This is a genomic window from Candidatus Lokiarchaeota archaeon (assembly GCA_014730275.1).
Taxonomy (GTDB): Archaea; Asgardarchaeota; Thorarchaeia; order Thorarchaeales; family Thorarchaeaceae; genus WJIL01.
The window spans coordinates 43,735-68,792 of sequence record WJIL01000068.1; the positions used below are offsets into that span (position 1 = coordinate 43,735).

The 25,058-nt window shown below is 45.3% G+C and carries 25 protein-coding genes and 4 tRNA genes; 11 read left to right on the top strand and 18 right to left on the bottom strand.

The features are described 5' to 3' along the window. Positions 1 to 5: 5 nt before the first annotated feature. The 5 genes from rpl12p to GF309_07310 all read left to right on the top strand — a co-directional run bounded on the left by rpl12p (position 6) and on the right by GF309_07310 (position 2,145). Entirely contained in the window at positions 6 to 311 is a 306-nt protein-coding gene (gene rpl12p, locus GF309_07290; GenBank protein MBD3158579.1) for a 50S ribosomal protein P1, read from the top strand. A gap of 160 nt (positions 312 to 471) precedes the next feature. Continuing rightward, positions 472 to 1,254, top strand: coding sequence for a histone deacetylase family protein (locus GF309_07295; GenBank protein MBD3158580.1), 783 nt, complete (start codon positions 472 to 474; stop codon positions 1,252 to 1,254). A 101-nt stretch (positions 1,255 to 1,355) separates the two neighbouring features. Further along, positions 1,356 to 1,541, top strand: coding sequence for a hypothetical protein (locus GF309_07300; GenBank protein MBD3158581.1), 186 nt, complete (start codon positions 1,356 to 1,358; stop codon positions 1,539 to 1,541). 104 nt (positions 1,542 to 1,645) lie between these two features. Continuing rightward, on the top strand, positions 1,646 to 1,891 hold the full coding sequence (locus tag GF309_07305) for a hypothetical protein (protein ID MBD3158582.1): 246 nt from the start codon (positions 1,646 to 1,648) through the stop codon (positions 1,889 to 1,891). Between the two features lie 122 nt (positions 1,892 to 2,013). Further along, positions 2,014 to 2,145 (top strand) — tRNA-Arg (locus tag GF309_07310). Positions 2,146 to 2,193: 48 nt separating this feature from the next. On the opposite strand, the gene GF309_07315 is transcribed toward GF309_07310, so the two are convergent. Together GF309_07315 and thiL are read right to left on the bottom strand one after the other, a co-directional pair. Beyond that, complete coding sequence (locus GF309_07315) at positions 2,194 to 3,870, bottom strand: radical SAM protein (protein ID MBD3158583.1); 1,677 nt, start codon at positions 3,868 to 3,870, stop codon at positions 2,194 to 2,196. Between the two features lie 53 nt (positions 3,871 to 3,923). Then, the gene (gene thiL / locus GF309_07320; protein MBD3158584.1) at positions 3,924 to 4,913 is read right to left on the bottom strand and encodes a thiamine-phosphate kinase; all 990 of its coding nucleotides are present in this window, start codon (positions 4,911 to 4,913) and stop codon (positions 3,924 to 3,926) included. Between the two features lie 79 nt (positions 4,914 to 4,992). On the opposite strand from thiL, the gene GF309_07325 reads away from it, so the two are divergent. The 3 genes from GF309_07325 (at position 4,993) to GF309_07335 (ending at position 6,673) form a co-directional block, all read left to right on the top strand. After that, a tRNA-Thr gene (locus tag GF309_07325) sits at positions 4,993 to 5,098 on the top strand. Positions 5,099 to 5,453: 355 nt separating this feature from the next. Further along, a tRNA-Leu gene (locus tag GF309_07330) sits at positions 5,454 to 5,576 on the top strand. 98 nt (positions 5,577 to 5,674) lie between these two features. After that, complete coding sequence (locus tag GF309_07335) at positions 5,675 to 6,673, top strand: hypothetical protein (protein MBD3158585.1); 999 nt, start codon at positions 5,675 to 5,677, stop codon at positions 6,671 to 6,673. Here GF309_07335 and GF309_07340 read toward each other — a convergent pair. Genes GF309_07340 through GF309_07360 form a run of 5 tightly spaced genes read right to left on the bottom strand, consistent with a single transcriptional unit; the run spans position 6,654 to position 11,681 of the window. Further along, positions 6,654 to 7,967, bottom strand: coding sequence for a tRNA (N(6)-L-threonylcarbamoyladenosine(37)-C(2))-methylthiotransferase (locus tag GF309_07340; protein MBD3158586.1), 1,314 nt, complete (start codon positions 7,965 to 7,967; stop codon positions 6,654 to 6,656). The genes GF309_07335 and GF309_07340 overlap by 20 nt on opposite strands. Continuing rightward, entirely contained in the window at positions 7,952 to 8,254 is a 303-nt protein-coding gene (locus GF309_07345) for a MoaD family protein (protein ID MBD3158587.1), read from the bottom strand. Before GF309_07345 ends, GF309_07340 begins: the two co-directional genes overlap by 16 nt. A 31-nt stretch (positions 8,255 to 8,285) precedes the next feature. Then, complete coding sequence (locus tag GF309_07350) at positions 8,286 to 8,666, bottom strand: hypothetical protein (protein ID MBD3158588.1); 381 nt, start codon at positions 8,664 to 8,666, stop codon at positions 8,286 to 8,288. Positions 8,667 to 8,718: 52 nt separating this feature from the next. Further along, positions 8,719 to 10,281, bottom strand: coding sequence for an aminotransferase class V-fold PLP-dependent enzyme (locus GF309_07355; protein ID MBD3158589.1), 1,563 nt, complete (start codon positions 10,279 to 10,281; stop codon positions 8,719 to 8,721). Between the two features lie 2 nt (positions 10,282 to 10,283). Further along, on the bottom strand, positions 10,284 to 11,681 hold the full coding sequence (locus tag GF309_07360; protein ID MBD3158590.1) for an aminomethyl-transferring glycine dehydrogenase subunit GcvPA: 1,398 nt from the start codon (positions 11,679 to 11,681) through the stop codon (positions 10,284 to 10,286). Between the two features lie 146 nt (positions 11,682 to 11,827). Between GF309_07360 and GF309_07365 the strand changes: the two genes are divergently transcribed. Next, the gene (locus GF309_07365; protein ID MBD3158591.1) at positions 11,828 to 12,148 is read left to right on the top strand and encodes a hypothetical protein; all 321 of its coding nucleotides are present in this window, start codon (positions 11,828 to 11,830) and stop codon (positions 12,146 to 12,148) included. Between the two features lie 179 nt (positions 12,149 to 12,327). Continuing rightward, a tRNA-Gln gene (locus GF309_07370) sits at positions 12,328 to 12,403 on the top strand. A 2-nt stretch (positions 12,404 to 12,405) separates the two neighbouring features. Here GF309_07370 and GF309_07375 read toward each other — a convergent pair. Both GF309_07375 and GF309_07380 read right to left on the bottom strand, forming a co-directional pair. Beyond that, positions 12,406 to 13,260: an HD domain-containing protein gene (locus GF309_07375; GenBank protein ID MBD3158592.1), complete on the bottom strand. Its 855-nt coding sequence runs from the start codon at positions 13,258 to 13,260 to the stop codon at positions 12,406 to 12,408. Positions 13,261 to 13,410: 150 nt separating this feature from the next. After that, a complete protein-coding gene (locus GF309_07380; GenBank protein ID MBD3158593.1) occupies positions 13,411 to 16,785 on the bottom strand; it encodes a hypothetical protein in 3,375 nt (1,124 codons plus the stop codon). Here GF309_07380 and GF309_07385 point away from each other — a divergent pair. Then, entirely contained in the window at positions 16,589 to 17,593 is a 1,005-nt protein-coding gene (locus GF309_07385) for a hypothetical protein (GenBank protein ID MBD3158594.1), read from the top strand. The two genes, GF309_07380 and GF309_07385, sit on opposite strands and share 197 nt — an antisense overlap. Before the next feature lie 12 nt (positions 17,594 to 17,605). Here GF309_07385 and GF309_07390 read toward each other — a convergent pair whose 3' ends face one another. From GF309_07390 to GF309_07430, 9 genes are all read right to left on the bottom strand, one after another. Beyond that, the gene (locus tag GF309_07390; GenBank protein MBD3158595.1) at positions 17,606 to 18,658 is read right to left on the bottom strand and encodes a DNA topoisomerase IV subunit A; all 1,053 of its coding nucleotides are present in this window, start codon (positions 18,656 to 18,658) and stop codon (positions 17,606 to 17,608) included. Next, positions 18,651 to 20,165: a DNA topoisomerase VI subunit B gene (locus GF309_07395; GenBank protein MBD3158596.1), complete on the bottom strand. Its 1,515-nt coding sequence runs from the start codon at positions 20,163 to 20,165 to the stop codon at positions 18,651 to 18,653. Before GF309_07395 ends, GF309_07390 begins: the two co-directional genes overlap by 8 nt. Before the next feature lie 65 nt (positions 20,166 to 20,230). Then, positions 20,231 to 20,923: an RNA-processing protein gene (locus GF309_07400; GenBank protein MBD3158597.1), complete on the bottom strand. Its 693-nt coding sequence runs from the start codon at positions 20,921 to 20,923 to the stop codon at positions 20,231 to 20,233. Then, positions 20,799 to 21,608, bottom strand: a complete 810-nt coding sequence (locus GF309_07405; GenBank protein MBD3158598.1) for a serine protein kinase RIO — start codon at positions 21,606 to 21,608, stop codon at positions 20,799 to 20,801. Before GF309_07405 ends, GF309_07400 begins: the two co-directional genes overlap by 125 nt. A gap of 78 nt (positions 21,609 to 21,686) precedes the next feature. Continuing rightward, a complete protein-coding gene (eif1A, locus tag GF309_07410) occupies positions 21,687 to 21,965 on the bottom strand; it encodes a translation initiation factor eIF-1A (GenBank protein MBD3158599.1) in 279 nt (92 codons plus the stop codon). Between the two features lie 257 nt (positions 21,966 to 22,222). Then, a complete protein-coding gene (locus GF309_07415) occupies positions 22,223 to 23,311 on the bottom strand; it encodes a hypothetical protein (GenBank protein MBD3158600.1) in 1,089 nt (362 codons plus the stop codon). A 181-nt stretch (positions 23,312 to 23,492) separates the two neighbouring features. Beyond that, positions 23,493 to 23,795, bottom strand: coding sequence for a DUF424 family protein (locus GF309_07420; protein MBD3158601.1), 303 nt, complete (start codon positions 23,793 to 23,795; stop codon positions 23,493 to 23,495). Positions 23,796 to 23,805: 10 nt separating this feature from the next. After that, entirely contained in the window at positions 23,806 to 24,219 is a 414-nt protein-coding gene (locus tag GF309_07425; protein MBD3158602.1) for a translation initiation factor IF-2 subunit beta, read from the bottom strand. Between the two features lie 41 nt (positions 24,220 to 24,260). Beyond that, complete coding sequence (locus GF309_07430) at positions 24,261 to 24,968, bottom strand: hypothetical protein (GenBank protein MBD3158603.1); 708 nt, start codon at positions 24,966 to 24,968, stop codon at positions 24,261 to 24,263. Positions 24,969 to 25,058 lie beyond the last annotated feature (90 nt).

Sequence of the window (25,058 nt, forward strand, 5' to 3'; positions counted from 1 at the left end):
AAGAGATGGAATATGTATACGCAGCATTACTGCTTCACAAAGCAGGCAAGAAGATAGATTCAGAAAACATGGAGGCCGTCCTTAGTGCGGCTGACGTAGAAGCTGACCAGGGTAGAATTAAAGCCCTGATTGCAGCTCTCGAGGGTGTCGATATTGAAGATGCACTGAAGAGTGCGGCAATGCCAGCTGCACCTGCTGCAGGTGCTGGCGAAGCCCCAACTGAAGAGCCTGCTGAAGAAGAGGAAGAAGAGGAAGAGGAAGAAGAAGACGAAGATGAAGCTACTGAAGGATTGGGCAGCCTATTTGGCTAGAACAGTTCTAAAAGCTCATCTACTTCCCAATTTCAATGGGCAGAGGCCGCAAGCTTTCTGCCCAACACCCTAATTTTTTTCCAGAGCAATTTTCAAGTACGCTAAAGTAGAATAGAGGTACGCTATATGATTCTCAAAAGACAATAATGGTGAACTGAAATTGCAGATTGTATATCATCCTGATATGGCGAAAACCTACGATAGAACACCGGCAGGGGCGCCCGGAAGATTAGATACGGCAGTGCAGGTTCTTAGCAAAAGCGAGGATTATGAATTCGTGGAACCCAAGCCTGCAACGAAGAAACAAATACGGTATGCACATGATCCAACTCATGTCGAGAATGTAGCAAAGGAAGGCTATGGGGGTTCCAATGGGGTGGTGTATCGACTCGCGGCACTGGCCGCGGGAGGTGCAATCAAAGCCGGACACATCGCAGCAGAAGGTGATCCCTCATTTGCTCTTGTCAGGCCACCTGGCCATCATGCTTCACGACGGGGATATTGGGGCTTCTGCTACTTCAATAATGTAGCAATATCATTGTTGGATTTGAGGGCAGAAGGAATCATAGACTCAGCGTTCATTCTTGACTTCGATCTCCACACGGGAGATGGCACCATCAATATTCTTGGAAATGATGATGCTTTTGTGATAGTCAATCCTAGTAGCAAAGGAAATGAGGCTTATCTTCAGGAGGTGAAAGAGACACTCTCAAGCAGTCCCTCCGTTGATATCATCGTTGCATCTGCAGGTTTCGACCAGTACGAAGGTGATTGGGGAGGGAATCTCTCAACCGATGCCTTTCACAAACTCGGACATCTCATGAGCGAGTTCGCACAGGAAGAATGCAACGGACGTCGATACGGAGTACTTGAAGGCGGTTACAACCATGAAGACCTAGGACGAAATGTTGACGCCTTCTGTAGCGGATTAATGACGAACTAGACATTCTAAGAATCTCGCCCCCTCGTTTGTTTGTTACAAAAGCAGTATCCTTAAACCCAGAGGATTTACGTTGCGAGCTAGGGATTTGTACGATGAGTAACTTGTCCAAGAGAAAAGGAATGTATGTGGGTCTAGGGATTATACTTGGTGCAGCTGCAGGAGTTTTACTGTTTATTCTAGCAAATCAAGCATGGTACATTGGAGCCGGGGTAGGAATAGGGTTGGTTCTTGGGGCAATCTTAGAGGGACTTCAGAGCGAAGAATCAGAATCAGCCGAAGTCGAATAGATATCTGCTCTATGTCCAAGAAGCTCAAGCACCTTATACAGTTTCTACAAACGAATTTCACGACCTTAAATCTTCAATCACGGTATCAAATCCTGTGAGATACGATGTATTTCCCATTACTGAGCCCGCTTACAAACTTCGCTGAGATGATTACGATGTATTTCGCTGAGATTTGGGACTTTCTTATCTTCATTGGATACTCATCTGCAGTCATAGTCGTTCTAACAGGCGCAATCCTGTGGTTTACCGAAGCGAACCCAAAGAGGGGGAAAGGTCTCGTCTTTGGAGGTATTGTGCTTGCCATCGTTGTGCAGTATTTCGTTACGTATCCGCCTTCTTTTGTCGCATAGTGATTAGCCCATTCCCAAGCCCATGAGAGGTACCTGCACACGCATTTGAAATCATAGTATAGTAAGAATTCATTACTAGGCGGAAAGCTTTATGACGATATAGAGTTCAGTTGGATTTGAATGGGCCGGTTGCCTAGCCCGGATAGGGCACCAGCCTTCTATAGGTCGTCATCTGGCCTGAAGAAAGTTGGACTTCGAGGGTTCTTGGCCTTTGATTTCCAAAGGCCAGCCCAAAAGTCCCTCCCGGCCCGCCACTTCAACCATAGTTCATTCTGAGAATCAGCTACCGAAGCCTGAGACCTTCAAGAAGCCCTTGTTGATAGTGAATTTACCAGCCACTCTGGTAGTTCAATGCCCACGGAATCGTACAGGTCTTCTTCTGTCTTTGAACCGGAGGCTATTTTGAGACGGGCTGCTCGCTTAGAACCAATCCCAGGAATAGCGCGCCACTGCCTCAGACTTAATTCTTCAGGATTGATAGGATATGGAAGGACTGTAAGGCTTCTGGGGCCATGATCTACCACTAAGAGGTCCATTTGGCGCGCATGGTGGCTTCCATTTGGCATATGGCATAGGAGCGGATACGTCCCGAGAGGGCGCAAAAGTAGGTTCTTCCCTCGTTGGGCCTCAACAAAAGCTGAACGGATGACTGTGCCCTGTGGTGCAATACGCTGAATCATGGGAAGATCGATTCGTTCGCGAACCTCTGCCTTATGGCGGTAAAATTCGTGATGTTCTAAGCTAGTTTCTCCCATATCATATGCTCGGGTGCCGGGGACGTGAATCACTTGGCGGATATTGATTCTTCGAAGCATCAGGCCTTCCTGTAGTATCCTATCGAGATAATCCATATTGTGCTTGATAGTTTGACTGGTCTCTCCCGGTAGACCATATAACAAATTGATTCCAGGTAGCAAATGTGGCAAACCACGAGCTACGCGTTTGGCACCAACTTCATTCAGTATCCGGATAGCCTGAATGATTTCTTCACCTGAAGCTTTGAGATTGTTTTCTTTGGCAACTTTTGGATCAAAAGATTCGACACCAAACGCAGCCACATCTCCCGGGGTATGGTATTTCACGAGGATTTCAGCAACTTCTGTGCTTTCTTCAGGATGATGTGCTATTGTTCCCGGGTTCACATTGTCAATATGAAGTACGTCTAAATCCGGGGCAATCGAACGGATTCCAGAAAAAAGGCGCTCAATCGTATGTGGACACGGAGTTGGGAATTCTTCTATGCCCATCTCCTTGGAACCATATGTGAAAAGATCTGGTTGGTTTCCTATACGAAAAGCACGAACACCTTGCTGATATAAGGATTCAACTTCTCGTAGTACTGCATCCACTGATCGCTGTCGAGGTGGTCCTTGGAGGGGCTCAATGCAGAATGAGCAACCCCCAGTCAGGTATCTGGGGCAGCCTGAATATGTTTCAATTTCACAAATTAGATGATTATTCGAATGGTCTGGATGCTGGCTTACGATGTGTGTTCCCTTGATTACGGAGTCCTCAAATTTCTTGTAGTTGTCTCGCTCCAATGAGCAGTCCAAGTCCTTTGGATGCTTGTTTCCTGTTATATATTCATCCAAGACTGCCTGCACATCGCCATCCACAATACAATCAAAGGGGGGAGAAAGAGCATCAGGGCTTAGTGCACGTTTTCCCCCCTCAAAGCCGCAACCGAATCGTGCCCAAGGACCAACCAGCATTTTCGGTACCGTTGCCACTAAAGGTGAAGAGAAAACATCCTTTGCTTCTTGAATTGATATCGGATTTCCACCGAGATACTTTCCAGGAACAATCATGCCAGCAATGAGAACAAGCAAATCAGCTGATGTCCAATTCCTAATGGAATCTCTCTGATTGTTTCGCACATCATCGATGGTTTGATAGATAATATCAATATCAGGAGAGTGAGCCCAAATGGCACCTGCTACATATCGGGGATAGGTTGCTAGGTAAGGCGGAACACCCAAGCATGTCGGTTCGTCAACATACCCATCAATAATGAAAACCCGTTCCAGTCAGTTCACCCCTTTTTCAAAACATCATAGCCTTTTGTGGGAATCATTCTTTCATGAGAGTCCCCCATATATCTAACTCCAGAACCTTCTTCGACGTGACCAATGGGCATCAGTTTTGCATGTTCACGTTTTGCAATTTCAACAGCCTTGTCCCACCCCTCTGTTGAGATTGTAAGCACAAGACTGAATTCCTCACCACCCTGCATAATGACTTCGACGAGATCGAGATTGTGTTTCTTCGTAAATTCCTCCACACCAGCTGCAACAGGCAATTCATCGATCAAAAAGAGGTGTCCACTTCGTTCTGCGAGGGTATTCAAGGTGATACCAAGACCATCGCTGCTGTCCATAGAAGAGTGTACAACGGAAGCTTTCGAAAGCTCTGAAACTATGGAAAGATGGATATCAGGTTTGTATGCAGCCTTGATGGCCCGATTCCGCAGTTTCTTTTCGGCAGAGTAGCCCTCGAGTAATATATTGAAGGCAACAGAACTAAGGCCAAATGTATCAGTAACCGCTATAATATCACCAGGTTGCGCGCCAGTTCTCGTTACGATTCGTGGCGGCGAGGCAGTCCCAATGCCAACCCCTGTTAGAACAATCTCCTTTGAATATCCCAAATCGCCGCCAAGGAATGGTACATCAGACTTGAGACAATACTGTGAGAATCCACGGATACATTCATGCATGGATTCGGTTTGGGAATCATCACCAACACATGCTGACAAAAGCATTCCTCGTGGAGAAGCACCTTTTGCAGCCAAATCACTGAGTGTCATCACTGCCGTTTTTCTTCCGGATTGAGCGTAACTCATCCCTGGAAGCTTGTCAGTACTTGTTACGAAGGTGTCTACATTGATGACTATGCTTTCGTTTTCATGCAGGGGAATATCCGATGCGTCATCGTCGAAATCAAGTCGTGATCCCGGGATTTTTCGTACGAGATATTTGATTTGTGATAGGAATTCCCGTTCACCTATATCGTTATTTTCCATTGTTGGGCTCCACAACTGGCTCCATGAAGTCTAATGATAAATGTTTATAACCACACTATCGGCACACGGCATCAGACGGGCCTCGGTGGCCAAGTGGTTGAAGGCGTCTGCTTCGTAAGCAGAAAACCGCGGGTTCGAAGTCCATTGCAATTTCTGTGTGGACGAAATTCCCGCCCGGGGCTCCATCCTTTTCTGCTTTGGACCTAGAGAACGATGTACATTTCATAGATATTATCAGTGCAAATTCCCTAGTATACAGAAATAGGAGGTGAATAGTTTGAAAGATACTAAATGTAAGAAAGAGAAGAAAGAAGAAGAACACCAACTTCCACCATTAGAGTGGTTTGCGGCTATCACGAGATAGACAACAGTGTTCCTAGTTTACCCAGATTAGTGTCTGTTGGCGAAGCGTTGCTTCGCTTCTCTCGGGGTTTTTCCCCGTCTCATATCGTTTCTGTTTCTTCAGTCCATTGCCATCCCGAAAAGGTAAAAAGTATCACTTGCCCCGCTAGGTCTGCGAACCCACTACTACTCTCATATGCGGAGGTTACCAAGCCTGGCCAAAGGTGCTAGGTTGAGGGCCTAGAGCGTGTCGGAAGCCATTTTCGATTGCGTGGGCACTCTCGTAGGAGTCCGCGAGTTCAAATCTCGCCCTCCGCACCATTTTTCATTCTATTGATATTGGTGAAGAGGGCTTTACAATGATGAAAAGCTATAAAGGCAGTTTTCATGGCTCTCCACCGTAAGCGGAGTAAGGAAGAATGAAGGCTCCACAGATTGGAATCATCGGCGCTGGCAACATGGGAAAGATCCACGCCAGAGTGCTACACAATGTACGCGCGCTTTCCGGGGTTGCTGATATCGACAAGGAGAAGGCGGCCCAGATAGCCAGTAAATACGGTGTCGACGCCTTCGAAAGTTATGAAGCAATGATAGAAAGCAAAGGAATTGATGGAGTGATAATCTCAACTCCAACGTCTACTCATGCTGAGATAGCACAATCTATTGCCGAGAAATTTGATAGTGTCAGGGGCATCCTGATTGAAAAACCGCTTGCCAGCACCCTTGCGGACGCAAATAGAGTGGCAAAGGTTCTGAAAGAAAAGGGGATAGGAGTTGTCGTCTCACACTCCGAAATATACAATCCTGTGGTCGATAGAGCACTAGATTTGATTAACAATGGTACTATTGGAGATCCCAGGACAATCATACATGATCGGAGGGGGCATGTCCAACCAAGTAGAATTCCATCACTTGGCGATGTGTTTCAAGACATCGGGGTACATGATTTTGATATAATGGCCCGGATTAGCCATGGAGAGGGAACCCTGTATGCGCAAGGGCACAAGAAGGAGGGTGTGTTCAATTCTGCAACAGTTATGGTTGAATTCGAAAACGGTACAGAGCATGTATTCCATCTTTCACGCCAGTATGCAGGCAGAAGGCGAAGCATGGACGTTTCCGGCGAGAAAGGAAATCTTATTCTCGATCTGTTTGGTCAGATAATCAAATTGCAGGATCTGGATGAAGAGCCCTCAGCTGATAGCCAGATGATTCATTTACCAGAAAGGGGTGCCACAATCAAAGTCTACGGTGAACCAGTACAAGAGGTCATAAACGATTTTCTCAGCAGCATAGAAACCGGAAAAGCGCCACGAGTCGGCCTTGATGATGGTGTTGCAGCCCTGAAGATTGTAGAAGCTGCAAGAGAAAGTGCAAACACAGGCAAGATAGTGGATGTCAATATTGAGCCGAGGTAATAACTTCTCCTGATAGATATGTCCTATGAGCCTTGGTAATTTTCGCGGTCACAGTCTCACCTATAGCAATATCCTCATCATGTAGAATGACGGGTACATAAGAAGGGTTGCGACCCATAAGTCCACTTTTTGAGCCATATCGAGTTACAACAACAGGACCAATCCAATCAACCCATGCTCTATGATTGGCGAGGTTCAGTTTGGTTACTAGATTCGTTAGCTTCCTGCTTCTCTGCTTTTTTACCCGAGTGTCAACTTTCTGACTAGACTTGGATGCCTCTGTATCAGGCCGATCGCCATATTTTGATATGTTGACCAAAGCGGGTCTGTATTGTTTGAGTGCCGTCACGGTCTCATGAAAATCATTCTCTGTTTCACCGGGAAAACCAGCTATTACATCTGTAGCGATAGTTGCGCGTGGAATTTCTTCGCGGATACGCTCTACTGCATTACCCCACTCTTCAACAGTGTATCGACGATTCATTCTGGCCAGAATCTCATTACTTCCTGACTGAAGAGGCATGTGGAAGAAGTTGAAATAATGCTCAGAAGACATAACGTGCACCATATCATCCAAGAACGGCGAGACGAGATTCGGATTGAACATGCCCAGTCTGAAGCGATGATTTCCAGCGAGTGTGTCAAGTTTCTGTAACAGCTGAAGAAGGTTCGTGCCCCTGTCATGACCATATACACCCGAATCCTGTGAGGTAAGCCGAATCTCGCGATAGCCGCTCTTGATACACTCTAGTACGAGTTTGATGATTCTGTCAATGCTATAGCTTCTTACATTTCCTCTGGCAAACTTCACAGCACAATATGCACAAGAACCAAGACAACCTTCACAAATCGGAATTGTGCAAATGACCGAATCAGGAGGAAGACGTAGGGAATCAATCTTGGGGGCGTCCTCGAAGGAGTCGAGTTTCACGATGCCTCTTTCATCATTCATGATAGCCCGCAGGGAAGAAGGAAGAGAATGGATTGATTGAGGAGTGTGTATTGCTGCGAAATTGGGAATAGCTCGTTTGATTCTCTTCAAGGAGATTCTGGGAAGGCAACCGGCTACAATAACAGGTTTGTTGATCTGAGAGAGTTCTTTCAGCCGATGAATGACCCGATCCTCAGTTGGTTCCTTGACACCACAAGTGTTGACCACTATCACTTCGGCATCTTCTTGATTGAAGACTTGTTGTGCCCCCACGCTGTTAAGCACACCCGCTATGATATCGGAATCAGCATCATTAAGAGAACAACCGTAAGTTTCAATGTAGTATTTCATGTCCAGTTGCAATCACCTTCACCCCCTTGGATATGAGGGAGCAATACGATTTCGTCTCCATCATGAAGCTTTGTATCCTCGCCCTCAAGATTTTCTACACTTGTCTTGTTGAGCATCAAAATGAGGTTGCCACTGAGTTCCCCCTCGGTCATGACAATATGGCGTACCTCCTCCTCACTGTTCTCCAGAACTGCATCCAAGGCATCCCCAACAGTTGCTCCTTCATTCAAGTCTAGAACCATTTCGTTTTTCCCTATTTTTCTTCTGAGGGTGCCAAGGGGTTTGAAACGGACTTGCATACGCCTATCAGACAGAGCTTGAAACGGTAGGCTATTCAGCCTTTTGATAGTGCCGAATCATATCTTCAACGAGATGATCAGCCACATCAACAATCTGAGTAATCTCAGCCTTTGTCACATCATCATAATGGATACCAGCTGTTACAACCGCTGAGGTGTGCAATGCTTCGCATATCTTCTCAGCTGCAGAGTTTGCAATGAGATAGTCTTTGTGTCCAGGAAGAGCCATAGTATTCACACTCGTAGTTGAAGCATCACGGTAGTGACTACGCGTTTGATATGCAGTGGCTACTCCCCCAATGTGGTGTTCATCTCCACCATATATGCACACGAGGTAATCATTCCCGATTCTCTTAGCATCGAGAAAGATCATATGGCGTCCGGCCTCTTTTCTCAGGGTTAGTTGGGCCATCTTACCGTCATCTCTAGCAAGTACGATATAAACAGAAGACTAGATAAATTATTCAGTCTTCATCGTTGTCTTTGGAGAGCCGTTCCTGAAACATCCTCCAGGAGAGTGTGAGGGTCCTTGGATGAGCGGCACGATACTCGTCTAGCTTTCTAAATGCAGTCGAGTGTGGTGCGTTCTTAACTTTCTCAGGCGTTTCATAGGCTTCTTCCGAAATGGTTTCCAGAGCAGAGATGAAGGTATCAAGCTCTTCTTTGGATTCAGTTTCGGTTGGCTCAATCATAAGAGCCTCATCAACAATCTGAGGGAAATATACGGTAGGCGCATGCACGCCAAAGTCAAGAAGTCGCTTCGCGATGTGCATAGCTGTGACGCCGGTATCTTCCTTCATTTGTTGTGCGGAAATCACGCACTCGTGTTTTCGAGGCGCATCTTGAGAATACGGCAGTTTGAAACCTTGGATTTCCTCAATGTGTCTCGCACAGTAGTTAGCATTGAGAACAGCAAGTTTCGATGCTTCTTTCAGTCCATCAGCACCAAGTGCATAGATATACGAATAGGCTCGTACAAGAACACCGAAATTTCCGAAGAAACCATGAACTTTCCCAATCGAGTTAGGATAATTATATTTCAAATCAAAGCTTTCGTCCGCTTTCCTCACGATACGCGGAATGGGTAAGAATTCAGCTAGTTTGTCCTTCACACCAACTGGCCCCGCACCCGGCCCGCCACCTCCATGAGGTGTAGACATCGTCTTGTGGAGGTTCATATGAACAATGTCAAATCCCATATCGCCAGGTCTTGTCATCCCCATGATTGCATTCAGGTTAGCACCATCATAGTACAATAACCCACCTTCATCATGAACTGTAGCTGCTATTTCTTCGATATCTTTCTCAAACACGCCGATAGTATTGGGATTCGTTAGCATCAAGCCTGCGGTCTTGGGGCCCACAGCATCTTTCACTGCTTCCGTATCAACCAACCCTTCATCACTCGAAGGCAGTACAACTACATCAAATCCAGCCATAGCAGCTGAAGCTGGGTTTGTTCCATGAGCAGAATCGGGTATGAGCATTTCTGACCGTTGCTCACATTCCTTTGTTATACAACGGTGATATTCCCTGATAAGCAGCACACCCGTTAGTTCGCCTTGAGCTCCTGCCGCTGGTTGTAGTGTAACAGCATCCATGCCAGAAAGCTCACCCAACCACTTCTCAAGCTCCCACATCAGTTCCAAGGCACCCTGGATAGTTGATGTATCCTGGAATGGATGGATATTGGTGAATCCATTTAGCGAAGCGCAACGATTGTTGACAACAGGATTGTATTTCATAGTACAGCTGCCCAGTGGATAGGTGCCCTGAGTTACCGAGTAGTTCATCTGTGAGAGACGAATGAAATGCCTAACTATCTGAGGCTCCGAGATTTCGGGAAGGTCGGGATGCTTTTTCCGTTGCATGTTCTCAGGAACCAGTTCATCAACGGATCCTACTTCTTGAACAATCGCATCTTCTGGGACGGGAAACCAGTGACCTATTTGACCGGGTGTGGACTTCTCAAAAAGAAGAGGAACGTCCCATTTTGCTTGTTTGTAACGTTGTTCATCTTTCGTCAATACTACTCAACCTCCTTTGTAAGATGTTCTTCAACGCTCTGAACAAACTTATCGATTTCCTGTTTTTCATGCAGTTCAGTAACGCAAACCAGAAGAGATTCACCAAGATCTGGAAAGCTATCAGAAAGAATTGTACCTGCGTGAATGCCCCGATCTAACAATCCTTCACGTATCTCTTGCGCCGGAGTATCCTCAAACCTGACAGCGAATTCCTTCCAAATTGATGAGCCAGCCGCTGGAGCTACGACCCCATCCAGTTCATTCAGCTTCTTCGCAGCATACATTGATTTGTATGCAATAGTTTTGCTCATTTGTTCCAAACCGGACGGCGTAAGAAGTGAAAGGTATACTGCTGCAGTTACTGCCATGAGTGCTTGGTTAGAACAGATGTTACTCGTTGCTTTTTCTCTTCGGATATGCTGCTCCCTAGGAACCAGTGTTAGGACGTATCCACGTTCATAAGGTTCCTCTTTGGTCCGGGTTAGACCAACAAGGCGGCCAGGCATCTGACGTATCACCCTCGTTCCCCCTTTGCAGCCAAAAATCCCAAGCAACGGCCCCCCACATGAAACAGGTGAGCCAAGTGGCTGGCCTTCTGCAATCACTATATCGGCACCATAGTCTCCCGGAGGGCGAATAAGACCTAGTGAAAGAACATCCACACCTGCAACAAGTAGTGATCCCGCGTCGTGAACTAATCTATTAATCTGGTCCACCTGCTCTTCGATAACACCCAGGTATGATGGATTTTCTATGTAGACCCCGGCAACATCATCATCAAGCTTGGATTCCAAATCATCAAGCATCAGCAGCCCACTTCTGGGATCTTGTTTGACTTTCTCAACTTCAATATCAGCAGATTCACAATATGTTTCAAGAACGGTGAGGTGGTTTGGATTCATATAATGTGGAACAAGAAAACGGGCACACTTGCGCTTTATTCGAGAGGCCATCCTCGCAGCTTCACCAAGTGCACTGGCCATATCATACATACTACTGTTGACAACATCGATTTGTAGAATCTCCGCGAGAAGACTTTGATATTCAAAGAGAGTTTGCAACATACCTTGGCTTACTTCTGCTTGGTAGCTTGTATAGGAAGTGACAAACTCCGAACGGTTTGCCAAAGCAGGAACAGCTGCTGGTATGTAATGCATATCTACGCCAGCTCCAAGAAAATTCTTACCCGCTGTTAGTTCTACATTCTTAGATGCAAGCGCCTTCAATCTACGGCTTACTTCTTCTTCAGTATGTGATGTAGGCAAGTCCAACTCTTTATCGAGCCTGAATTTCTCAGGTATATCACTGAAAAGACTTTCAATATTCTCCGCACCGATAGATTCTAGCATCTCTTTCTTGTTTTCTGTAGTTATAGGAAGGTATGGATGCTTTCGTTTCATTCAGCTTCCTCCGGAGAGGTTTGTCCCAGTTTCGCCAACTTGATTATGACAAATTAGCTTTCCCATCTAACAAGGGATAGTCGGTCATGTATCTACATCATTCTTAAATTGTGATACCATGAAGACTTCTTATAGGAGAATCCAAGGTGAAGCGGTGGCTTATGGACATCTTAGCATGTCCAGTCAAAGAGTGTAGAAGCAGTCTCGACCTCGAGGTACTTGAATCCCATATGGTGCAAACCGATGATGGGGAGGTCGAGGAAATCGATGCCGCACTCATAACGTGCCCTAAGTGTGGGCGTTGGTATCCAGTTATCGATGGGATAGCATGTATGCTCCCTGACAATCTTAGACAAGAGGGGAAACAGAAAACTGAGGAAACCGCATTTCTGAAGGAATGGGAGGAGAAAATCCCTGCTGAAATCATTGCTGAGGGAATACCATTTGGATTAGAGAGAGAAGAGTGAAGAATCAAACTGCAGCAAGAATCGTTCAAAATGCTTAGTTCAAATCGTAACTCACCGCTAAAGCCTTAGATGTGCAACATATCATTCAGAAACAGTAATATTGAAAGCAGTCGTGGACTCGAAACGAGATAGATGATTTGCCTACTTCATCACGAGGAGACATCATCTAAATATAGCCTAGCCCTGTAGTGTAGCGGTCAATCATTTCGGGTTTTGGTCCCGGAGACCCAGGTTCGAATCCTGGCAGGGCTACCATCTTACCCTTTTTCATGTACGCTGAGGTCTGTGGGTTCTTTCATCTGGACCTTGAACAATCGCTTCACTTCTGTAAGGACCAATCGGTCACCATTAACAACCACGTCTATGGAAACCTGATTCTGTAAGCCCGATGTGGTTAGTTTCTTCTCAAGTATAGTCTGGACCTGAAAAACCCCGGCAGGATTGTCCATATGAACAGTGATGAGTAAAGGCCGATTCTCACCATGGTCAAGAATAACATCTTTGATGGCAAGCGCGCTGACACTGTGTATGTCCACTTTCCCTTTCTGGAATGGCACTATGGTACGGCCTTTCGTCATATCGCACCCATCGCCAATTTTCGTGATGCCGGCCTCTAGTGTCAGGCACTGGGTATCATCATCATGGGCGTAAATCCCATGGAGAATGAAACTTAGAATATCGGCAGCCTTGGCGGGATCTTCATACATCTTGTCAAGTTTGGGCCCAAGAATAGGACTCGCAAGTTGCATGGCAGAAATTGCGTGTTCTTGCCGGTGGACAACCATGCCAATGTCATGCAAATACGCAGAAGCAAGAACAATCATGCGTGCGTCATCGGTATCGCCCAGATTTTCAGCAACGATGTTTGGCTTGAAAGTGTCATCAAGAATATCAAAAACTCTTAGGGCGTTCCATGTTGCTACTTCTGCATGTACCGGACCATGGTCAGTGTATCCCAGACGCGATACTGCCATTCGATTGGCAGCACGAAGATACGATTGAATCTTAGGTGATGTTTTCAGATAATTGTACATTTCATAGGCCTTTGTGCTTGAAGAAAGAAGGTCACCCGCCGAAATAGCGTCACGGTCTAATGATTTATCATTGTTCATCGATATGCCACCTCCAAAGAGGGGCATCAACCCACGGAATGGTGCCAATTAAACATTTCACAATGTAATTTACGAGGAGATATCTTTTTAGCTGGATAGAGAGTCTTCCGCGTTCATTGGAAGTCCCTCCCGCAGTTTAGGCTCGTTTCATTAGAGCTCTCCTGCTTCTTCTTCAATAGATAGGAGAATCCGATCTATCGCGCTCGTGGCTTCCTTTATTGTATTCAAGTAGTCTTGTCGCGACTTCTCAAATGCAGCTCTGCTAATCCGTTGTTTCTTCTTTCTTCGAAGTAGTTGTCGCAATCCAGCTTTGGCCCCTTCAACTTTCTCATTTTCCATCTCCAGTTGTGCAATCATATCACGATACTTGGAGCCATAGGAAATCAACTCATCCTTAACCGAAGGAAGCTCACTATCTATGTCCTCAAGCTTAGACTTGATGTCTTTCTCGCGAATCATGTATTCTTTCTTAGAGACCTTCCCTCTTCGTCTCGAGGCTTGCAGCTTCTCCAAGTCCATCTCAAGCGCCGTCTTCCTGGAATACATATCCGCAAACTCTCTGAGAAGTTCTGGTGGAGCTCCAACTTGCCTGCGTACTTCTTCAGTTGATTTGCCTACCACCGGAGCCGGGCCCTTGGGTCGTATCTTGCGATAAGATACATAGACTGTGGCAACCAACCCAATGATGAATGCGAATATGAGTGGCCTCGCTACAATTCCAATAGCTAAGTTATAGACGAGCCGTACTTCAGGTGGATTATATTGCGTTGTATTGAAAACGGTGTAGCGAAGTATTGTATCAAAAGCACCATAGAGCAATCTGTAGCTTCCTGAAGCGTCAACAACTGAGATTGAAGTTGAAAGGACAAGGTCAACTGTGTGCTTCTCTACAAGGATATGACTCAAAGTACCCATAGGTAGTTCAAGTAGGCTTCCACCCGGTGAGGAACTTGTATACGCGTCCAGTTTCACATAGTAGTCTATTTTGAAAGTATAATCCCATCCAGGTTTGAACTTGCCCTCACCAAAACGGTCGCTCTGTAGATTGATCGTTAATTCAACGGATTCATTGAAGTTGTGTTCTGCTGTTGTCTGCGAATCTGCAAGTATACCTACTTTGTCATGAATTCGAATGCCTGACGCGTAGGCTGGAACTTCGAAAGATATCTTATCCTCGTTTGCGGTTCCGATATTGTGTATTGAAATTTCTTCAGTATAGACCAACCAACCCCAAGAGTTCAGCTTCACACTTGTGCTCCGATCAGCCGTCAGATATGGTGTAAAAGAGCTCATGTTGAGAATGAACATCTCAGAAGACATTGGCTCCAAGTTCTCAGTGGTATCATCGACTTTTTCACTAGCCAAAGAGTCTCCGCTTCGGAGATTTGTGGCCAAGCTGGCACGCCTAAGAACATATGGAACAACAGGATACTTCAAGAACTTCAATTCATAGATATTGCCTTCATCTTCAAGGAGTGTGTGAAGAGAGTGGAAGTACATCTCAGATGTGAAGTTGTATGTTTCCTCTACAGAAACAGGCTCAAAGAAATGCAGTCGCCAATGCATGAGATCCGCATCATTAGATATTCGAACTACTTCAATTTCACGATCATTTGCATCTGTGGCTGAAATTGAAAGGAAATGAGGTTCCCATCTAGTGGGTAAGAACACCTCAATCGAGTTGATGGGGGCGGATCCATTGTTCTTGACAGAGAACGTATCCTCCACCTTTGTTTGATGGTGTTCCAAGGTACTAACGGTTCGTGATACCCTTAACCGCATCCCAAGCAGAGGAATCTGCGGCCAGTAGAAAATAACATCCACTGATGCAATACTAGTTACATTGGATGCATCGGTAGCATTGAACCAGATAGTATGTGTTCCATTATCATAATCCGAGAGGTCAGTCTTGGATTCCCAGAGATCGGACTTGAAATTACGATAGAATTCAATCCATTCGCCATCATCAACTCTGTAGAAGCATCTTCGGACTAATCCATCATCAGACGCGTTGACCTTCAAAGTTGTAACCAAACCAAGTATTGCATTTGGTTCAGGATTGACTATCTCCAAAACGGGGGCAGTGTTTGGAACGACCTGCATACTTAGTGGGTTGGTCCATTCCGTATGTTGAGCAGGAAGCGAACTAAAATCATCATTCGGTCCACGAAGAAGAACAAAAGGAAATCGTGCATCAGTCGAGTTATACAGAGGAATGTCATAGGGATCTGTGCTGTTCATCCGAATGAAGTATTCAACCTGTGTTGTTCCGCCAACCAGACTTGCATTTGCGGAGAGTATTCTGCTTTGATTAGCATCTGGGAGATGCTGAAAAGTACTGATGCCATGCTCATCACTATAGGCTATCGAGCTCATATCTGCAGGGTTATCAAAACTCTCACCAATGCGCTTCAAAGTGATAACATATTCAAGGTCCTTTCCATACATGGGGTGTCCCGGTCTATTGTAGGCTTCTTCGGCGGGAATTATGAAATGGCGCTCTTCGCCAATACGCATGCCGATGATTTGGTCGATGTAAGCATTGAGAAGAGCATTCTCTTCAGCAACTTCGGGTCTCAAATCGCCAATAGGAGTATCAGATTCATCACCTGGTGCACTTCCCTCTTGCAAAAGGGTCCCATTTCGAGTATAAAGCTTGTAATCTACAGTGACCACATCATTTGGGGTTACACGTGGATAGCTCGATAGGGGGGTACCAGTAGCAGTTCCATAAATCAAATCACTCCCATTGAGACCATCTGTACTAAAAGTGCCGGTTTGATTCTTCCATCCAAGAGCTAACCAGCCAGATGTGGGGGCAGATAACCCTACGTATAGAACGGAGGAATTATGCTCGAAGAATACGGTTGTACCGGTTGCAGGATCAGTATAGTTTTGGCTATACTCTGTTGGGTCTATGATTCCATCTGCAAACCCGTAGTGGGTATCAACGTACGGAATCGATAGGTTCACGGGGGAATCCGCGGCCGATGCAATGTCTACAGGTTCAACATCAAACGCGGAATTGCCCCAGCTGTGGGGGTGAGACATGGTTGTTGCCATGCTGCTGGCAAAGAGTAATACCAGTAGTGCGAGTGTCACCGACCGTCTATGGAACATGCTCAAGATATGATCACCATGGTTTACTTGTTCGTGAAAATCCAGTTTACAATCAGGATGCTTCACGAACAATCCGCCCATCTTGTGTTTGGTTAAAATAGTTTCGGACAATACAAGTGCCGTACAATTATTGATTCCTAGAGAAGTATTAAAAGGAGGTAGAAACTGACCGGGATATGTGAGGTATGAGCTCGTGTTCACTATTCTGATGGCGTTTCTCATATCCATAGTAATTACGGTAGTGTTCCTGCCCACCACAATAGAAATGTTAGAAGAAAGGAACAAATTCGCTGAAGACGTCCATAAAAAAGACAAGCAAATGGTTCCTAAAGGTGGGGGATTTGTTCTGCTGTTTGCTGTTGTCGCCGCCTTATTGATTATTGTCGGTTTCTCCACGTTCATCATGCAGAATGCGGTTAATCCAGCTATACTTGGTGCATTGGTCTCGATACTAATGGCGGGAATGGTTGGTCTCTTAGATGACAACCTAGATTTCAGAGATAGAACAAAAATCGCTTTGCCCCTAGTTGCATCTATTCCCCTTATGGCACTCAATGTGGGGACAACAACGATGTCAATACCTCTCATAGGTGATGTTAATCTACAGTGGGCATATCCATTACTAGTGGTCCCCCTTATGACAACATTCATTGTTGACAGTACAAACATGTATGGGGGAATGAATGGGCTTGAGTGTGGACTCAGCATCGTAAATTCATCGGCCATAGTAGTCTATGCATTGCTAACCCCAATACTCACAGGAAATGGTCTGGTTCAAAATCAAATGGACGGAGCAACAATAGCAGCTTCATTACTTGGTGCCTCGATTGTGTTCTTCCTTTTTAACAAGTACCCAGCAAAGGTTCTGCCAGGGGATGTTGGAAGATTACCAATAGGAGCAGCTATGGCCGCCTCCCTGATTATAGGCAATATGGATCGATTAGCTGTAATACTGTATTTGCCATTTTTACTGAATTTCATGATGTATCTTGTCTATAGATTGAAGGTAAAGAGAACAGGCATGGATTATCAGAAATTCGCAAAGCCAAAAGAAGATGGTAGTCTTGACGTTGTTGGTCCCTATACCATGTATTGGTTACTCCCCCACTTCTTTCAAAACGTAACCGAGAGGAAGAATGTATTTTTCTTGATACTTTTACAGGCCATATTGGCTTATGGAGGTGTCATTCTTTTACTCGTGGTTGGAATCTAAAGAGTAGTGAGCCTAGGTCAGCTTATCTGAAAGATACACGTCAACGACATAATCCATACCATAACGACTGAATGCCTGTTGTTCAGCCTTCTTTCGTAGCTGCTTGAAATCGTCGATATATGCTTGCCATTTTGGAGTCTCGTAACGAACGTCTCGTTTAAGCTCATCCAAGCGCTTCATATCAGCATCCGTCATTGATTCAGTTGGCAAATCGTAGTTTACAATATCAGCAGCGGTAACACCAATCCACTGAGCTTCGGGGATGGTCAGACCCCTTATGTGAGCTGAACTTGCACTTCCACAAATAATCACCCGTGCAATATGGAGTCCCCAGGGGTCACCATCTGTGAATATGTACAATGGAAGATTCAGGTGTTCATGAAGTCGTTTCATCAACCGTCGTGTCGATCGTGGGGGTTGGCCTCCAAGCTGAACAAGGACAGCATTGAATGTTTCCCATGCTTTCGTTTCAATAAGGCGAGAGAACATGCCTCCAGATTCCACAGCGAGAATCATCTCTGCGTTGGTGTCCAATGGTTCTGCAGTCATTAGAGCTGGGCCTACTGGCAAACCATCCGGGCTTATAGTGAGGTCTACTTCACGACCCTCATATCCAGGGACAGTGTACTCCATAGTAACACGCCCATATATTGAGGAATGTTCCTCAGGAAAAATCCCAAAATCTTCACGTGCCAATCCAGTAAGGGATTCCAAATCAGCAACGATTCGGTCTGATTCCGATTGACTAGAGAAATCGATGTCTTCGCCCTCACTCGAGTAGTAGAGATCCCTGAGTGAGCTGGTACGCTGTGCACCGAGAAGCTTCTTTGCAAAAGCTGCAACCCACATTAGTTGAGAAAAGCTTTTGATATGTTTGATATTCTTGGAATCCCGTGTAATACTTGAGTCACCAAGAACAAATTGCCCTTTTGTTTTGTCAAAGACAATATTCCCCGTAGTCCGGTCAGGAAGCTCTAGAGTGGGAAACTCACCATCACGAAGTGAATCCAGAATCTCCTTGCCCAGTTTTTTCAGAGCGTTTTGAGCATCGTCGAATTTAGACATCAAGATTCACCTCGAAGAGCTGTTCAACCAAAGAGTGAACTGAGGGTACTTCGTCCTCTTCTGAGAGCTCTGCTCCAAGTTCAGCAATGAGAGCAAGCTGCTGAGAATAACTTCTTGCTTCTTTGATTCTTTGAGCCCGTTTTTTCTTCACCTTTGTCATTCGTCGCAAACATCTACCGAGTTCTTTGTAGAGCAAAGTAAGATGAGATTCGATTTCCGCTTCAGTTGCCACTGACTGTTTGCCAGCGGCTTTGTAAGGAACTCGGGTTGAGCAGAAATGAATAAACAAACCAACTTTTCTCGATTTTGTTAGACCGTATCTAGACCAATCAACTTCGTTGAGGGACTTTGTCATTACATCTTCACTGGCATCATAAAGAAGAGGAACTCTATTTGTGAAGCGGAACAAGCCAGGAGTCTTTGCTTTCCGTAATCTCCCGCCAATAGCAATTACTCCCTCAACAATGAATGGATGACCACCCCATTCTGATGGCCCTTTCTGTGCATAACCAACGTCTACGGCATCATATGTTTCAAGAACGGCATTCATGAACGGTTTCTCGCCTATCGGACTAAGAGAATCGATGGTTGGGCGACCCAACCCCTGGAAGTTCTGGAGAGCTGTGCTTAGCCGGCTTATGTCAGACCGCTCAAAATCGCCAACTTCTCGTTGAGGATTCATACCAAGGAATTCAATTATTTTAGAAGAAGTAACACGACCAACCTGTTGGAAAGATTTCCGAAGAAACTCCTGAAGTGGAGACTGAGCACATTTCTTGATCAGTCTTCGGAGTAGCTCCATATCGGCGGCATGAGGATGAGGTTTTGCAGAAACAGGAGGGGTGGGCAGTGTATCGCTGGATGGATGGATGGCGAATTGCTTTTCGCCATCTCGTACGAGCTCAATTTGAGAGTGGGGAGTGGAGACAGAAGTCAATCTGAGGTAATCAACTACTCGGTCATACGCTCTTGCAACTGCACCCTTCATGCTGATACGAACCGATGTGCCGACTTTATTTCGCTTAACCGAGTTTGAAGATACAATAATAGGCCTATTTTTTTCAACATCAATGAGAAGTTCATAGGTCCTGCCTGCCTCGTCATTCTCTGTGCAGGTATAAATCATAACAGGGGTTTCTGTAGTTATCTGGCCGTAGAGCACAGCCATAGTCACTCCAAGTCCAAAGGTACCACGTCTCTGGCGAGAGAGATACTTGCTACCGTAGAGAACTCTGCCAAATGAATCAGCTACATGTGCATGAGGTAAGCCTTCACCATTGTCCGATACAGTGATAGTTACAATCCCTGAGGGGGCTTCATCGATTTCCACCTTAATCTCGGGTCTCTTACGTGCATCCTCGCAAGAATCAAGGCTGTTTTCTACCAGTTCACGGACCGTAGAATAGACAGCTTGTGTAGGATTGCCAAATCCTGCCATCTGGCGATTCCGATAGAAGAACTCCGCTGGTGAAATGCTGGCAAATACTCTGCTTGGATTTTGAGGCATTCTACTCCAAACAACCTTTGATTGACAAGATTATAGGATTCAGTATTATAACGAAACAGCCCAAATTAAAACTCGGAATTTTCCCAAATCTGTGCTTTGTAGCGATTCAAGTCGCGCCGCATACTTTCTAGCCTAGAATAGACAGAGCTATGAGGAGCACCAGAAATCAGCATATCGATAGCTTTCCGAGCATAGTCAAGACCGGGATAATAGCCAATGATTGAGACCGTATAGCCATATACGGAAACCATTGTTTCGGTAGTTTGTTCAATGATTTTGCGCGTCTTGCCATCCTCCCCGATGATTCTGCCAGCAACCCTTCTTATTTGTCGAGGAGATGAGCCGACAATATCTCGTAGTGAGATTATCACAAGACGGGCATCATCATCCATAAGAGTGAATGCATTTCTTGGGCTAAAACCTCGTGCCATTGCACGAATAATGTTTCGAGCCTTCCATGCAAGCACAGGATCCTCTGAGTCTCTACGACCGGTAAGAGTGACTACTCCCTCTTCAGAGATTTCTACATCAACATTCGTCATGTTTTCCAATCGATTCTTGACTTTGCCATCTTGGCCTATGATTACCCCGATTCGGTCACGGGGCACCTTTATGGATTCTTGGAATAGCATACTAGTCTTCACCTCCAGAGGAAACGATTTCTTCAACCATTGTGACCGGGTCTTCGGTTTCGACACCCAGACGACCAAAGTAGCGGGCAAGGTTTTCAATGTCCCGAAACAGGAACTCTTTCGCATGGGGGTGTGCTTTCAGAACGGCTTGAGAAACATCAATGAGTACAGGTCCACCGTACCACATGATGTTGAACTCGCTCAAATCGGCATGAACAATTTCGGCATCCCGATATCCACAAAGAACCATATCCATGATTTCGTTGAATATCTTATCAGGCTCAGGTATTTCTATATCTTTGAGAAGGGGTGCTTGTAGACCCTCTTCGTCATCTCCGATGAATTCCATCACCAGCACATTGCGTTTCACAGCAATTGGTTCAGGCACTCTCACGCCTGCTTCATGGAATCTTAGGAGATTCTTGAACTCCTTGTTAGCCCACTGAGGGATTAATGATCTTGCACCAGTTCCAACTCGCTTGAAGCGAGGGTCACCAGCAATGTACTTCTGCATATACTCCTTTTGTGCAGTTGTCATACGGTAGATTTTGATAGCAACATACGTTCCATCTCGTTTCTGACCTCGATAGACATTCGCTTCTTTGCCGGCGCTGATAATACCATGTACAGCATCAATAATCCCACGATTCAGAAGGTTGTATAGCACCTTGAGCGTGGGTGGATCGATTACACCCTCTACAACTTTCAGTTCATCAGAGTCCTTTCGTTTCTTGCGGTCCTCGTCTTCTTGTGCTTTTTCGAATCGGGAGAGAATATCTTCATAATCTTCTTCCCGTCGATCCATATCCATCCTACCTAACAATCCAATGGTGTTCTTGACCCTGAGAAGACAAAACAAGAGGCAACAATCAACAATCTTTTGGGTATTCTAGAACATTTCCAAGATGCCTTTACGTTCTAGCCAATCGACTTCATTGCCTTTGTACCGCCAAATGACGTCACATTTCTCATCACTTTGAAAAGACCAAGGTACAATCAATACTGTATCTCCAACTCGCATCCAGATTCGCTTTTTCATACGGCCAGGTATTCGACCAACTCGCATCTCGCCATCCTCACAGCGAACCCGGACACGGTCATGTCCCAGCATCTGAACTATTATAGCAAACTGTTCTCCTTCTGATCTATTGGGAGTTCTTACGCGCATCGGTTGGTCTTCATCATTTGATCTATTCCCGCGGGCCAAAACGACATCTCCAAGGTCAACTAGAGTAATATCTAACCTTGCGAAAAGCTTCTGTAGAGAACATTTAAGGGTTGCTGAATATCATACAGAGGTCTCATCCAAAAAGACATCAACCAGCAATTTAAGATTCAGAAGGCCCCTCACAAGCGATTCACACAGCAGGTGAAACTGTAAGGAATAGGTCATACTTACATTTCCGAGAAGACGAATGCTTTTTCTCATGTTGTGTTAACTGGTTGCGGAACATAGTACACCGTACCCTGTAATTTGACCGCCCATATCTTGTCTCCGTTCTCCAAATCGGAGGGCAACGAATCCCCGGGTAGATTCTCCACCTCATACGTTTGAGAATTCATCAGCTGAATTGGTTCTCCATAGGCCTTGGAGATAACCATATACTCTTGCTTATCGGATTCCGGGGCAAGGAATTCAATCTCTTGCCATTTGCTACTCCGTTGTGATACTGTAAATTCGCTTTTGTCTTCGAAACTGTAGCAAACCAGACCTCCCCGTCCCAAAGCACGGACCTGGCAGGGGCTACCAGCAACTTCCACAAAATCACCTTCCTTGAAGTGAGGTAATCGAAGGAGTATAGTTGTTCTATACTTCTCCTTTCCATCGGATTCTTGACCAATCAGTTTGTATGTTTGCTTGCGAGCAGCCATGTAACGGGATTCCAAATCATCAGCAATCATTCTACACAGATGATTTGACCCAATCTTAAGATCAATGCCGTACTTGGTTCGGGTAATCTCATTTATGTATGCCATACTATCTTTGCCATATTCCCCAATTGTCAGGTCGGTTGCCGTGTCAAGAATTTCGTCTTCTTCTGCCTTGGTGAGCTTTCGATCATCAGCGCGAATCTGTAATATGGCCTCATGGTATCCCCCTCTCATCATTCCACAGCTGTCACAAGTCCCATAGTCAAGTCTGACTTCGACATCGTGTATTTCGGTATGAGGGGGTAATTCAGGATGTGAATGCCCTTGAGCAACCACTTCAATGTGCACAACTCGATCCAGTCTTTTCTGTGGCATCACAGAGTATGTCACATTTTCTCCAAGTACTTCGACTTGATCATCAAGAAGAATCTGCAATTGAAGGGCAAGAAGCTCCTCAGGGCTGGATATACGTTCTGTAATCTGTTTCCAGCGACCATGGATTTTGACAGCGCCACATCTATCACAGATGAGCATACGTAGAGGTGTTTCTACCTTGAGAATAGGATGCTCTTCATTGTAGCATCCCTCGCATAAACCCTCAACTACAGCGGGTTTTCCACACAGGTAGCAGGGAGGTCTCATAATCAGCTCATCTCAGACTATGTCATTCTAACTTTAAAGTCGCGGGATATCTAACAATTTTGTGATTAAGTATTGTGCACATAGATTTGTACAGGAAGAATCTAGACGAAAAACAGTCTTGAACAATCTACAGGGTTTATTCAAATCAAAAAGGGACTCGAATTATCTACACGTATAGTAGTTACAGTTGTACCCATTGAGCATGTGGGTGTCCCTGAATATCTACGACCGCGTCTTTGTGAACCATTCCCGCTTCGATAGCAACATCAACAGTGGTTTTACCAACTATATTCACAATCGTGGCTTTCTCAAGATGCTTAAGACAATCATCAACGTGCACCAGCTTGTCACCGTAAAACTCCTCGCTGACCTTGAACTCAAGATCTCCTTTGACCAAGGTTTTGTTCAGCAGAGCCTTATCACACATGGCTACCATGTAGTGATCGATGGTTTCGCGGACCCGCATATAGACCTCCATTTTCATTTCACTTCCATCAAACAGGTCGAATTGATGTACGTGCTCCACATGCTGAGCAGCGCAAATAGTATGCGTTTTTCTCTTTCTCCATGTGAGTATCAGGCCTGCCACAAACGGGGCATATTACGTAGTCTTGGATGTATTCTTCTAGGACATCTTGTACGTTATGTGAGTAGAATTTTCCATTGAAAATAGCATTTCCGCCTTCAATCGTCCCTGCAGTAGCTAGCTGACCAGACACATATTTCAGTACCTCCTTTCCAGGTCGATTCAAGACATCCACTATTTCTTGGAAATTCTGCCAGATAGTCCTATTACCTTGGACTATTAGCTGAACATCCGGCACTTGGAAACGTTCGCCAGATTTGTCAAACGCATCTTTAGGGACCTGAGATCGTCCCCTTTTCAGCAGGCTATCATATTCTTCCATATTATGTCTCTCTCCATTCTCCTTTATTGAAGCTTCTGTTCTCACATGGGAAGATATACGCCCACTTCCTTTTCACGAATCTTGTTTTCCTCCAGTAAGTCGAGGACCTGTAGCTGGATTCCTGCTTTATCTTCACCCTGGGATACGAAGCGCTCACAGATTTCACGCATTTTGATACCTTTTTTGCCAGCCGAGTTTTGAATGAACTGTAGAATTTTTTCAGAAAGAGTAGCCGCGGTATCATCCTCATCGGTGTATGATTCAAGAGTGCTTTCAGTAGATATAGCCTCATCTGATTTTGATTGTAGCTGCGATTGTTCTTCAGGGGGAGTCTCTAGGGTAGAAATACCAGCTTTTGTAAGCATTGCGCGATACCTTTCAAGTAGATGAACGGTCATAGTGTTGGAATCCTTGACTTCCTGAGTTATTTCAGGTACGATGTAGATTTCATCCTCATATTCGCGGATTTTACCAACAACAAGTATGAGCTTATCCTCAGGAGTATTCTCAAGCAAAGCAGCTTCAGTGCCCCAAGCTTTAGCCCTGATTGTTTCAGTACCATCATCTATTGTTATACTTGCAAAATTGCCGTCACCAACGTATTTGTTGACAACAAAGCCAAGTACTACTACACGGCGAAGCTCTACGCCATGGGGGGATACAACATGGGGACCATTCGTTTCATCAAATCTGCCATTTACTATATCATTTACACAGGCTCTAACAGCGGTCATTCGTTCAGCCATCATCTTGATTCACCGTGTATACCATCGTATTGGTATGAGCGTATTTATGATATCCCCCTGAAAGGCATTCTTGAATGTTTGTGATTATACCGA